The organism is Thermobifida sp. (assembly GCF_017577275.1).
GTDB lineage: Bacteria > Actinomycetota > Actinomycetes > Streptosporangiales > Streptosporangiaceae > Thermobifida > Thermobifida fusca.
In genome coordinates this window covers 1-11,222 of sequence record NZ_PITY01000002.1, presented here as the reverse complement: position 1 = coordinate 11,222, position 11,222 = coordinate 1, and the positions used below count along the sequence as shown (strand labels likewise).

General features: G+C 66.9%; 11 protein-coding genes and 1 pseudogene. 5 read left to right on the top strand and 7 right to left on the bottom strand.

Annotated elements, in window-relative coordinates:
- From CW348_RS00105 to CW348_RS00095, 3 genes and pseudogenes are all read left to right on the top strand, one after another.
- Positions 1–186, top strand: a pseudogene (locus tag CW348_RS00105) (cytochrome ubiquinol oxidase subunit I); the annotation flags it as partial.
- Between the two features lie 12 nt (positions 187–198).
- Positions 199–624, top strand: a complete 426-nt coding sequence (locus tag CW348_RS00100) for a cytochrome c oxidase subunit 4 (protein WP_011291464.1) — start codon at positions 199–201, stop codon at positions 622–624.
- A gap of 256 nt (positions 625–880) precedes the next feature.
- Positions 881–2,188: an Ig-like domain-containing protein gene (locus CW348_RS00095; RefSeq protein WP_016188459.1), complete on the top strand. Its 1,308-nt coding sequence runs from the start codon at positions 881–883 to the stop codon at positions 2,186–2,188.
- A 413-nt stretch (positions 2,189–2,601) separates the two neighbouring features.
- On the opposite strand, the gene CW348_RS00090 is transcribed toward CW348_RS00095, so the two are convergent.
- Genes CW348_RS00090 through CW348_RS00075 form a run of 4 tightly spaced genes read right to left on the bottom strand, consistent with a single transcriptional unit; the run spans position 2,602 to position 6,832 of the window.
- Positions 2,602–4,248: a cytochrome bc complex cytochrome b subunit gene (locus tag CW348_RS00090; RefSeq protein ID WP_011291466.1), complete on the bottom strand. Its 1,647-nt coding sequence runs from the start codon at positions 4,246–4,248 to the stop codon at positions 2,602–2,604.
- Positions 4,248–5,345 (bottom strand): ubiquinol-cytochrome c reductase iron-sulfur subunit, encoded by a 1,098-nt coding sequence (locus CW348_RS00085; protein ID WP_011291467.1) that lies wholly within the window; start codon positions 5,343–5,345, stop codon positions 4,248–4,250. Before CW348_RS00085 ends, CW348_RS00090 begins: the two co-directional genes overlap by 1 nt.
- Complete coding sequence (locus tag CW348_RS00080; protein ID WP_011291468.1) at positions 5,338–6,261, bottom strand: c-type cytochrome; 924 nt, start codon at positions 6,259–6,261, stop codon at positions 5,338–5,340. The genes CW348_RS00085 and CW348_RS00080 overlap by 8 nt, the downstream gene beginning before the upstream one ends.
- 16 nt (positions 6,262–6,277) lie before the next feature.
- Entirely contained in the window at positions 6,278–6,832 is a 555-nt protein-coding gene (locus CW348_RS00075) for a heme-copper oxidase subunit III (RefSeq protein ID WP_255266128.1), read from the bottom strand.
- A gap of 350 nt (positions 6,833–7,182) precedes the next feature.
- Here CW348_RS00075 and CW348_RS00070 point away from each other — a divergent pair, with 350 nt between their 5' ends.
- Positions 7,183–7,614, top strand: coding sequence for a hypothetical protein (locus CW348_RS00070; RefSeq protein WP_011291470.1), 432 nt, complete (start codon positions 7,183–7,185; stop codon positions 7,612–7,614).
- 217 nt (positions 7,615–7,831) lie between these two features.
- On the top strand, positions 7,832–8,878 hold the full coding sequence (gene trpD / locus CW348_RS00065) for an anthranilate phosphoribosyltransferase (protein ID WP_011291471.1): 1,047 nt from the start codon (positions 7,832–7,834) through the stop codon (positions 8,876–8,878).
- 64 nt (positions 8,879–8,942) lie between these two features.
- Here the strand turns inward: trpD and CW348_RS00060 are convergent, their stop codons facing one another.
- The 3 genes from CW348_RS00060 to CW348_RS00050 all read right to left on the bottom strand — a co-directional run.
- On the bottom strand, positions 8,943–9,218 hold the full coding sequence (locus CW348_RS00060) for an Lrp/AsnC family transcriptional regulator (protein WP_011291472.1): 276 nt from the start codon (positions 9,216–9,218) through the stop codon (positions 8,943–8,945).
- Positions 9,219–9,250: 32 nt separating this feature from the next.
- The gene (locus tag CW348_RS00055) at positions 9,251–10,030 is read right to left on the bottom strand and encodes a rhomboid family intramembrane serine protease (RefSeq protein ID WP_011291473.1); all 780 of its coding nucleotides are present in this window, start codon (positions 10,028–10,030) and stop codon (positions 9,251–9,253) included.
- A gap of 74 nt (positions 10,031–10,104) precedes the next feature.
- Positions 10,105–11,222, bottom strand: a 1,118-nt coding sequence (locus CW348_RS00050; RefSeq protein WP_287462247.1) for a DEDD exonuclease domain-containing protein, incomplete at its 5' end; no start/stop codon positions are given.

Below are 11,222 nucleotides of genomic sequence, written 5' to 3'. Positions count from 1 at the left end.
AAGGTGACCGTGGACGACCCGTGGGGCTACGGCTGCTCGCTGGAGTGGGCGACCTCCTGCCCGCCGCCGCGGCACAACTTCGTCTCGCTGCCGCGGATCCGCTCTGAGCGGCCCGCCTTCGACCTGCACCACCCGTACGCGGCGACCCCCGCGGTCGCTGAGCCGGCCACGGCGAGCACGAAGTAGAAAAGGAGCACCATGCGAGTTCAAGCACTCCTGTTCATGGGTGTTTCCAGCTTCTTCGGCGCGGTCGCCGTGATCTACGCCCTGGGAAGCTGGTACCTCACCGGCCAGGTGGAGTGGACCGGTACAGTCACGCTCGCCATTGCCATCGGCTTTGGGTGGATGGTCGGCTTCTGGCTGCTCATGGCAGCCCGGCGCAGCGAGCACTACCACGGCCTGCCGCCGGAGGAACGGCTTGATGCGGAAATCGAGGAGGGGGCCGGCGAGTACGGCTTCTTCAGCCCGCACAGCTGGTGGCCGCTGTTCGTCGCCATGGCAGTGGCGTTCACCGCTGTGGGCGTTGCGGTCGGCTGGTGGATGACCGCGATCGGCCTCCTCGCGATCATGCTCACCGTCATCGGCTGGGTCTTCGAGTACTACCGCGGAGAATTCCAGCACTAGACCGATTCCAGAACAAAACAGGGCGGCGCTTCCTTCGCGGAACGCCGCCCTTTCGATATCTTTCTGATCACGGGCCGCGTACGTGTCGAAATTGTGACACGTAACGACGGCCCTTTTTGCTTTTTTCCTTAAACTTTCCGGCCGGGCAACGCGTCCTATCACGGCAGAACCATGTTTAACCGGACGAGATCAGACACTGGAGGTCGCACGAGTGGAGGGTAGAGCAATCCAGGCGGCTCGCCGTCTTGGGGTTGGAGTGACGGCGGCAAGCCTCCTCTTCACCGTGGCGTGCTCCGGTACAGAAGAGGCCAGTGGGGTCCGCAACGAGTCACCCACCGCAGAACTCACCATTGTTCCCGCGAACGGGGAAACCGAGGTCAGGCCAGACACTCCCATTACGGTGACCGCGACCCGGGGAACCATTGAGGATGTCCAGGTCATTCAGACCCCTCTCCCCGAGGAGGGATCTGAGGCCTCAGCTTCTCCCGAGGCGGAGAACACTGCTTCCGACGAGTCGGAAGAAGGCCCGTCCGAGGTTGACACGATCACCGGCACCCTGAACGAGGACAAGACCGAGTGGGTCAGCGACTGGACGCTGATCCCCGGCAGCACGGTCACCGTAGTGGCCAAGGGGAAGAGCCCGGAAGGGGACGTCACCGAGTTCACCAGCGAGTTCACCACGCTCGCGGCTACTCCCGGCAAGCGGCTGGAGATCCAGTCGAACTTCCCGGTCAGCGGGGACGTCGTCGGTGTGGGCATGCCGGTCATCATCAACTTCGACCTGCCTGTGGAGAACAAGGCTGCGGTTGAGGCGGCTCTCGAAGTGATCTCGGAAAAACCCACCCAGGGAGCGTGGAACTGGTTCGGCGACCAGACCGTCGTGTTCCGCACCGAAGAGTACTGGGAGCCCTACCAGAAAGTGACCGTCAACATGCGCTTGGCGGGCGTGCAGGCCGCCGAGGGCGTCTACGGGGTCAAGAACTACCAGCTCAACTTTGAGGTGGGCCGGTCGCAGATCAGCGAGGTGGACAACGACACCCACCGGATGATCGTCACCCGGGATGGGGAGCAGATCAAAGACTTCCCCATCAGCAACGGCAAGGGCACAACCCGGGCCTACACCACCACGTCGGGCATCCACCTGACCATGGAGAAGTACCAGCACCTGGTCATGGACTCCTCCACCGTCGGTATTCCGCCAGGACACCCTGACTACTACCGGGTGGACGTCAACTACGCGGTACGTTTCTCCAACAGTGGCGAGTTCACCCACGCCGCACCGTGGAACGGTTCGCTTGGGCAGGCCAATCTCAGCCACGGGTGCATCAACATGAGCACCGAGGACGCCCGGTGGTTCTACGAGAACTCCTACATGGGCGACCCGCTGATCGTCGTCGGCACCGACCGGGAACTGGAAGTCGACAACGGCTGGGGCTACTGGCAGCGCTCCTGGGAGGAGTGGCTGGCCAACAGCACCCTCGGTGAGCCGGACCGCACCGACGAACCCGGCTCGCCGGGCCGTCCCCACGGCACGATCGGAGAGCAGGCCGAAGCTGCAGAGTAAGCAGGAGTCGGCTGCACCGCCACACGGCGAAGGCCCCCGCACCGCTGGGCGGGGGCCTTTCTCGTGCCAGAAGGTGCGCAAGCGTCTCAGTCGGGCACAGCGGGCGTATTCCCCCTTCCCCCTGCCCGAAACCTCAGGGAAGGCCTGGCGCGTCGGGAAACGCGATCCTGGGCGCGTTAACGCGGTCCTGCGGTCAGGCGGCCGCTGGTGCGGGCCGCCCAGGGGCCTGCCCCGGCCTGCCCACGGCAACCCCAGGGTGCGCCCTCTCGTCGCTGCGCGGCCATCCCCGGCCACTGCCCACACCACAGCGCGCCCTTCCCGCCGCGCTCCAGGCGTGCTGCGCGCACAAGAGAAGGCCCGACAGGGAAACCCCTGCCGGGCCTTCAGCCGGTCTGTGGGCGGCGTAACGCCGGTCAGTGCTGTCCGGCCTTCTCCTCGGTGCGCTGCTCGCCGTGCAAGGCGGAGTGCGGCACCACGTCCTCGAAGGACACGTTGTCCTTCGTGTACCAGTGGGCCAGCCGGATCCGGAGCTTGCCGAGGAAGCCGCGGGCAGCGGGAGACTCCACCCCGTTGGCGTCCACGGTCGGCGGCACCGTCCGGAAGCCCTGGTACTTGGCGCTCTGCAGCACCTCGACCGTCTCCGGCGAGGACTCCTTGTGGACCTCGATGAACTCACCACCGGGGAGCTGCGTAATGGTGCCGCTCTCGTAACCGTGCTCCAAGGTCGCACGGTCCCGACGCTGCAAACCAAGGCAGATCCGCTTGGTGATGATGAACGCCAGGATCGGACCCACGATCAAGGCGATCCGGAAGATCCACGTGGTCGCAAACAGGCTGATCTGGAACGTGTGCGACAGGATGTCGTTCGAACCAGCCAGCCAGAGCACACCGTAGAAGGTGATGCCGGCGGCGCCCAGGCCGGTGCGGACCGGGACGTTGCGCGGCCGGTCGGCGATGTTGTGCGCCCGCTTGTCCCCGGTGATCCACGCCTCCAGGAACGGGTAGATCGCCAGACCGCCGAAGAGCAGGCCCATGAAGCCGAGGCCAGGGACCAGCACGCCGGTCACGACCGCGTACCCGCCGATGTCGAAGTCGAACCAGTCGGGGAACAGGCGGAGCGACCCCTCCAGGAAGCCCATGTACCAGTCAGGCTGGAGACCCGAGGTAATGGACGTCGGAGTGAACGGGCCGAACAGGTGGATCGGGTTGATCTGAACGAACGCGCTCAGACCCGTGATGGCCGCGAACGTGAAGAAGAAGAACCCGCCTGCCTTGAGCGCGAAGCCTGGGAACATCGGCGTACCGATGACCTGCTTCTCGGTCCTGCGCGGTCCTGGGTACTGGGTGTGCTTCTGGTACCACAGGATGATGAAGTGCGCTGCGATCAGCGCCAGCAGGATGCCCGGCAGCAGCAGGATGTGCAGCATGTACAGGCGAGGAATGATCGCCTCGCCGGGGAACTCACCGCCGAACATGAAGAACGACAGGTAAGTCCCGATCACCGGGATCGCGAGCAGCACACCCTGGAAGATGCGGACACCCATGCCGGACGGCAGGTCGTCAGGCAGCGAGTAGCCGAACAGGCCCTCGACGATCGCGATCGAGAAGATCGCCACGCCGATGAGCCAGTTGATCTCGCGCGGCTTGCGGAACGCCCCGGTGAAGAACACCCGCAGCATGTGGACGACCAGCGAAGCCACGAAGATCAGCGCTGCCCAGTGGTGGATCTGCCGGACCAGCAGACCACCGCGCACGTCGAAGGTGATGTGCAGGGTCGAGGCGTACGCCTCGCTCATCTCCACCCCGCGGAGGCGCTCGTACGAGCCCTCGTAGACGGTGTGCGACATGCTGGGGTTGAACCACAGCGTGAGGAACACACCGGTGAGCAGCAGGATGATGAACGAGTACAGCGCGATCTCGCCCAGCATGAACGACCAGTGGTTCGGGAAGACCTTGCGCAGGTTCTTCTCCGCGGTCTTGGCGAGATGGAAGCGGTCGTCGATGTAGTTGCCGATGCCGCGCAGCGCCTTAGGCGCCTGTGGTGCCTGGTTGTCGCTCATCAGTCCTCAACTCCAGCGTCCCAGAAGGTGGGGCCGACCGGGGCGGAGAAGTCTCCGGCCGCGACGAGGTAGCCCTCCTCGTCGACCCTGATGGGCAGTTGCGGCAGAGGCCGGTGCGCCGGGCCGAACACCACTGCTGCGCCGTTCGCGGCGTCGAACGTGGACTGGTGGCACGGGCACAGGATCCTGTGCGTGGTCTGCTCGTACAGAGCGGCCGGACATCCCACGTGGGTGCAGACCTTGGAGTAGGCGACGATGCCGTCGTGGGTCCACTCCAACTGCTGCTGGGACATCCCCGGACCGAAGTCCTTCGGGTCCATCTTGATCAGGATGGTGACCGCCTCGGCCTGGTCGTTCATGCTCAGACCGTGCTCGGGGTCGTCAGGCTCGGGCAACACCGAGATCATGCTGCCCGGGACAAGGTCCTCAGCCCGGATGCGCCGGTTCGTACCCTCGACAACCAGGTAGGTGCCGTCGCGCCAGATGGTGCGCTTGAGCTTGTCGCCAGGGAGCGGACCCATGTCGCGCAGCAGCACGACCGGGGCCAGTCCCAGCGGCACCATGGCCAGCAGCAGGGTGCGCCGCAGCAGCGGGCGCTTCAGAATACCGCTCTCCTGGGCGCCCCGCATGAAGAACTCACTGAAGGAGCTCTTCTCCTCCTCCGACGAAGGAAGTTCGTCGTAGGGGGAGGAGACCTCGTAGTGCGGCAGGACTCGGCGGACCCACACGGTCATGCCCGCGCCGATGCTGAACAGCGCCAGCGCGAGCGTTCCGCCGAGCAGCATGTTCGCCCACTGGGCGGTTTCCGGGTCAGCGATCGAGGGTGTGCCGTCGCTGTTTGCCGGGAACATGAAGTAACTGACGAAGAACCCGATGCCCGCGAGGAACGCGACGAGGAACCACAGCGAAGCCATCCGCTCCCCTCGCCGCTGCACCTCCTCTGGACGGACATGGGTCTCTTCAGCCGGGTACGGACCCTCGTGCCGGCGGTGCGGGGCATCTTCGGCAGTGGCCAACGTGGCACCCTCGCTCGTGGGGGTGCCGATGACCCGTTCCCGGGACTTATCGGCGTCGTTGTGGTTGGTGTTGTCAGTCATGGGCTCGCTGCTTCGCGGTGATCCAGATCGCGCACGCCACGATCAGGCTGATGCCGATAGTCCAGCCGATGAACCCCTCGGCCACCTGGCCGACCCGGTCCAGGGAGAAGGGGCCACCAGCGTTCGGCTCGTCTTGCAGATTCTTGACGAACGAGATCAGTGCCTGCTTGTCCTCCGGGCTGATGGTGTCGTCGTTGAACACCGGCATAGCACCGGGGCCGACGATCATCGCCTCGTAGATGTCCCGCGGAGAGGCCTCGTCGAGTTCCGGAGCCCAGCGACCGTCGGTGAGCGCACCACCGGCACCCGACCAACTGTGGCAGTGTGCGCAGTTGGTCAAGTACAGCCGCATACCGGTCTCGACATCGCCGCCGCCGACATAGGCGGCGTAGTTCTTCTCGTATTCGGCCAGCGCCGCCTCGTACTCGGCGTCGGAGCCGAACTCTCCGCGCTGCGGTGCGTCGCCGGGAACGTCGTACGGGATGCCCGGACCGCCACCGAACGCGCTCTCCACGTAAGCCGCGAGGTCCGCGATCTCCTGGTCGGAGTAGACCTGCGGCCGGCGGGGCATCTGGACGTTGGGGTCAGCGGACGGCATACGGCCGGTACGGACGTAGAAGTCCACGGCCGCGGCGCCGACGCCCTCCAGGCTGGGCCCCCAGGCAACGGCACTGCCCGTCTCTTCCTTCGTGCGGCCCTTGCCGTCTTCGCCGTGGCAGCTCATGCAGCTCTGCGTGTAGATCTGCTTGCCGTTGGCGATGTCGACCTCGCCTTGCTCGGCAGCCACGGTGTCAGCCACGGCGTGGTTAGAGGTGGGCGAGATGAAGGCGTAGCCCACCCCGAGAAAGGCCAGCGCAACGATGACGACGACATACCCCGCCAGGGGATGCCGTCGTCGCGCGGTAATCCATTTCACGGTTTCCCCGTTCGGGTCACTGGAGTAGGTAGATGGACGCAAACAGACCGACCCAGACGACGTCGACGAAGTGCCAGTAGTAGGACACAACGATCGCGCTCGTCGCCTGCTGGTGAGTAAAGCGCTTCGCGGCGTACGTGCGTCCCAGCACGAGCAGGAACGCGAACAGGCCGCCGAGGACGTGGAGACCGTGGAACCCCGTGGTCAAGAAGAACATCGAGCCGTAGGCGCTGGAACGCATCGTCAGCCCCTCGTGCACGATGAGCTCGTAGTACTCGTACCCCTGGCCGATGATGAAGATCGCGCCGAGGAGGAATGAGATGAAGAACCACTTGCGGAGCTTCTTGACGTCACCACGTTCCGCGGCCCACACGCCGAACTGCGCGGTGAAGCTCGAAGCCACCAGAATAGTCGTAATGGTCGTGGACAGCACGATGTTGAGATGCGCGTCTGGCCACGGCCCGAGGTCGGGGTTGCCCTTGGTCACTGATCGGATGGTGAAGTACATCGCGAACAGCGACGCAAAGAACATGAGCTCGTTGGCCAGCCACACCATGGTGCCAACGCTCACCAGATCAGGACGCTTGGCAGCGCCATGCACTGGTGTCGGTCCTATCTCTTGATTCGCGGTTACTGTCGCCACGCAAGCATTATCGCGGTATCTGACAGGGGGTGTTCCCCGACCCCCCGTAACGGGGTCAAGAAGCGGGTGTCTGCCGGTCAAGGCGCTGAACTCGTTCTACTCGGCGGGGCCCCGCCGGAGCGGTCGGAGCAGCGAGACCGCCCCCCGTTTTCGGTCCGACCCTATCGGTTCGGTCAAGGTATCCAATAGAGACTAGAGAGAGGCGGCACCCCGTCGTCACCAGCACCACGAGGGATAGGCTCGCACAGAGCACCCCGGCCAGTGTAAGGACGGTAACCATGGCGAACACCGGAACCGACAAGTCGGCGTTGATGCGCGTCCTCGTTTACAGCCACGACGCCTCCGTCCGCGAGCAGGTACGCCTCGCAATCGGCCGCCGACCCGCGGCCGACCTGCCCAAGGTCGAGATCGTCGAGTGCGCCACCGCGCCTGCGGTCCTCAAGCGCCTTGAAGAGACCAAGGTGGACGTGGCCATCTTCGACGGCGAGGCCCGGCCCGCCGGAGGGATGGGACTGTGCCGGCAGGTCAAGGACGAGATCTTCGAGTGCCCGCCGGTCCTGCTCATCGTCGGCCGCCGTGACGACGGGTGGCTTGCCGCCTGGTCGCGTGCGGACAAGGTCGTCAGCCATCCCATCGACCCCATCGCCCTGGCCGAGTCCCTGGCCGAGCTGATGCGCGAACGCCTCCGTCAGCTCGCCATCACCCAGTAGGCCCGGAAGAAGCGGGTAACAGCGACCGTGTCACTCGCCAGCGCCGCCGCGGAACCCCGCGGCGGCCGGTTCCTCCGGCCCTTCGCTGACGCACTGCGTCATGGGGCGGACACCGCCCGATGGCGTCGCCTGCCGCGCCCGGCCACCACACCCGGCGCCCTGTGCTCCGAAGTGTCCGTCCCCCACCGGTGAAAGCAAGGAAGCAAGGAATCCTCACGTGAGTGAACGAACCTGGTCCCACCTGATCAGCGCACTGCTGAACGGCACCTCTCTGACGGCCGACGACACCAAGTGGGCAATGAACGAGATCATGTCCGGTTCGGCCACCGACGCCCAGATCGCGGGGTTCGCGATCGCGCTGCGCGCCAAGGGCGAAAGCGTCGCTGAGGTGCGGGGTCTGGCCCAGGGCATGCTCGACCACGCGGTGACGATCTCCGTCCCCGGCGCCACCCTCGACATCGTAGGAACCGGCGGCGACCGCGCACACACGGTCAACGTCTCCACCATGGCCTCGATCGTCGCCTCGGCTGCCGGGGCGCGGGTGGTCAAGCACGGCAACCGGGCAGCCTCCTCCTCGTGCGGCACCGCCGACGTGCTGGAACGGCTGGGCGTGATCATCGACCTGGACCCCGCGGACGCGGTTGCGGTGGCCGAAGAGGTCGACATCACCTTCTGCTTCGCGCCGCTCTACCACCCCTCGCTGAAGTACGCGGCCAAGCCGCGGCGCGAGCTCGCCGTGCCCACCGTCTTCAACTTCCTGGGACCGCTGACCAACCCGGCCCGGCCCACCGCCTCCGCGATCGGCGTCTTCGACCGGAACATGTGCGAGATCATGGCCGGGGTCTTCGCCGAGCGCGGTGTGAACGCCCTCGTGTTCCGCGGCGACGACGGGCTGGACGAGCTCACCACCACGACGACCTCGTCGGTGTGGATCGTCGCCGACGGCTCTGTCCGCTACGAGCAACTGGACCCGGCAGACCTGGGCATTCCGCGGGCCACCCCGGAAGCGCTGCGCGGCGGAGACGTCGAGTTCAACGCCCGCGTCGTCCGCGAGTTCCTGGACGGCCGCCCCGGCCCGGTGCGGGACGCGGTCCTGCTCAACGCGGCTGCGGCGCTCGCCGCCGCCGAGGGGGTCACCGGATCCCTCATCGAAACCCTGCGCGCCCAGTACCAGCGGGCTGCGGAAGCCGTGGACAGCGGCGCGGCCAAAGCGAAACTGGACGCGTGGGTGGAGAGCAGCCAGGCCCGAGCCAAGCAGCTCTGACCGGTTTTCCGGACACATTCCGGCCGCGGTCCGCCCGCGCGGGGCAGGCCGCGGCCGACCGCCGCTACAGGCCCAGCGAGAACGCAGCCTCCAAGTCGTGCTGCGAATAGGTGTGGAACGCGATGTGGGTGTCGGAGGAGAGCACCCCGGGCACCTTGTTGATCCGGTTGGGGATCACCTCAGCCAGCTCGTGGTGTTCCCGCACCCGCACAATCGCGATCAGGTCGATCTCCCCGGTGACCGAGTAGACCTCGCTCACCCCCTCCAAGTCAGCGATCGTCTTCGCGACTTCGGGAATGCGGCCGACGTCGACTTTGAGCATCACGATCGCGGTGATCACGTGTCCTCCTCAGGGATGACAGCCCGACGGCCCTAGTGCACGTCGGACAGGCGGGCGCCCGCTCCCCAGCGGACGCGGTAGACGAGCAGCCCCACAACCAGGCCGGTGAGGAAGCCGTAGACGTGTGCGGCGTAGGCGACGCCACCGTCCTGCCACTCGTTCGGAGACAGTCGGCTGCTCAGGTAGAGCAGGTAGTCCAGCGCGAAAAAAGTAGCGACCAGCACCCAACCCGGCAGCCGCACCGGGAGGATACCGAAGAGCAGAGTCGTCACCCTACTGCGGAACTGCACCACAAGATAGGTGCCGAGCACCCCGGAGATCGCCCCCGAGGCCCCCACCATCGGCACCGCAGCCGGGCCTTCCGCCAGCGAGAACCCGTAGCACGCCGCCACCCCGGTGCCCAGGTAGATGAGCGGGTAGCGGAACCTGCCGAGCCGGTCCTCCACGCACGGGCCGAACACGAACAGGTACACCATGTTCCCCGTCAAGTGGAAGGCGTCCGCGTGCAGGAACATCGACGTCACCGCGGACAGGCCCGGCCAGATCACCGTCGAGGGGAGCGGGCAGGGCGTGAAAGCGGCCGCCTGCTCAGCGGTGAGCCGCGTCCCGGTGAGCAGCGCGGCGGGGAAAGCGGCCCACCGCAGCAGGTACTCCTCGATCGCGCAGCCCCGGGACTCCGGCGCCCCGTACCAGACGGCCAGCAGTGACATGGGGGACAGCAGGTAGACGGCCACGTTCACGGCGATCAGCGTGTAGGTGACCACAGGGACCCGGCGTACCGGATAGTCGTCGCTGAGTGGAATGCCTGCCATTGCCCCCGTGTCCTGCTTTCTGCGGAACTCCTGTGGTGGTCCAAGTCTGTCAGTATTGCCGGGGAGCTCCGGATCTATGCCGGCGTATGCCGGTAGATCCACTGCCGGTAGCGTTCCGCGCCGCCGACGGGGGAGACCCACGACCCCTCCACCTCCAGCAGCCGGACGTCGGGCGCCTCCAACCAGCGCAGCAGACACTCGGTCTCCGCGGCGTCCGCGCGCGGCAGCGCACCCGCAGGGGGCGGCACGCTCTCCGCGGTGCGCACCAGGGTGCGCAGCAGCGTGTGCGGATCAGCACCGGGACGGAGGCGGGCGCTGCCCGCCAGGCGGCCGTACCGCACCACGCACACCTCCCAGTCCGCCCCCGCAGGCCGGGCCGCCACCAGGTGCGGGACCGCGCTGAGAGCCCGCACCCGCTGCGTGCGCACCGCAGCCGCCAGGAACGCCGACAGCCGGTCCCGGTGAAGGGCCGCCTCCTCGTAGCGCAGCTCGCGGGCGAGCGTGTCGATCCGCGCAGTGAGGGCCGCCACCACCGCGGACACGTCACCGGTCATCGCCTGGGCCACGGCCTGGACGTGCGCGGCGTACTCGGCGGCCGACTGGGCTCCGGTGCACGGCGCCCCGCAGCGGCCCATCTCCGCCAGCGCGCAGGCCGCATCGGGGCGGGGCGGGGTGATGCGGTGCGTGCACTGGCGCACGGGGAACGCCTGGTGGAGGGCGTCCCGGGCTAGCAGGGCCGTCCGGGAACTGGAGAACGGCCCGAGGGCGCCCAGGTAGTTGTCGCCCACCTGCCGCACGACGGCCAGGCGCGGGAACTCTTCCGCGGTGATGACCAGCCAGGGGGCGCGCTCCGGGTGCCGGGACCGCCGGTTGTAGGGCGGTTTGCGCGCGGCGATCAGCCGCAGCTCCCGGACTTCGGCTTCCACGGCCGTGGCGCACACGATCGGCTGCACGCGGACGGCCCGGCCCACCATCTCCTTGATCCGCCCGCGCTGTTCCGCGGCGGTGAAATAGGACCGCACCCGGGCCCGCAGGTTGACGCTTTTCCCCACATACAGCGGGTCGCCGGAGGCGTCTTCGAAAACGTAGACGCCGGGCGCTTCAGGAATCCCGTCGGCCAGGTGGCGTTTGCTGCGCTGCCCGGAAGTGACAGGGCTGCGGAATGCGCGCAGCTCCTCCCATGTGTCCACAC